The following is a 548-nucleotide window of genomic DNA, read 5'->3' on the forward strand; positions in this document are numbered from 1 at the left end:
GAATCGGGGCAATGTGCCCGAGTGCTTTTTGGGGGATGTGCTGGTTGCAGACCTGGACGTCGCGGGTGATGGTTTGCTCGAGGCTCTGGTAGGAGTCGAAGCGTGTCGTGGCCGGCACCTCGGCGATGCGTCCATTGAAGCGCTCAACCATGCCGCTGGCCTGCGAGGTTCTGGGTTTGATCAAGCGATGCGCGATGGTGTGCTTGACGCAGACTTGATCGAAGCGATGTCGCCCCGTCGGCGAGCGCTCACAAGGCGCTCGAGAAAGGCGCTCGCCGAGGCCGCCGACTTATCGTCGAGGATCTCGACGTAGACCCAGCGGGTGGCGCGGTCGATCGCCGCGAAGAGGTATCTGCGGCGGTCTTCATCGGGCCTCTGGGGCAGGTATTTGACGTCAACGTGGACGAAGCCGGGGCGTAGTCCTTGAAGGTCTTCACCAAGCGCTTCGCGGTATCCGCGTCCTGCGGGATCAGCGCCTTAATGTTGGACGACCCCGTGGCGGCGCAAGCAACGATCGAGCGCTGAGCGCGAGGCCGTCGGGGTGGATG

Annotated in this window: 1 pseudogene; it reads right to left on the reverse strand. The window is 63.7% G+C overall.

The features are described 5' to 3' along the window. A pseudogene (locus tag THIDRDRAFT_RS23430) lies at nt 1-548 on the reverse strand (transposase family protein); the annotation flags it as partial.

Origin of the sequence: Thiorhodococcus drewsii AZ1 (assembly GCF_000224065.1) — a bacterium.
In the GTDB taxonomy this organism is placed as follows: domain Bacteria; phylum Pseudomonadota; class Gammaproteobacteria; order Chromatiales; family Chromatiaceae; genus Imhoffiella; species Imhoffiella drewsii.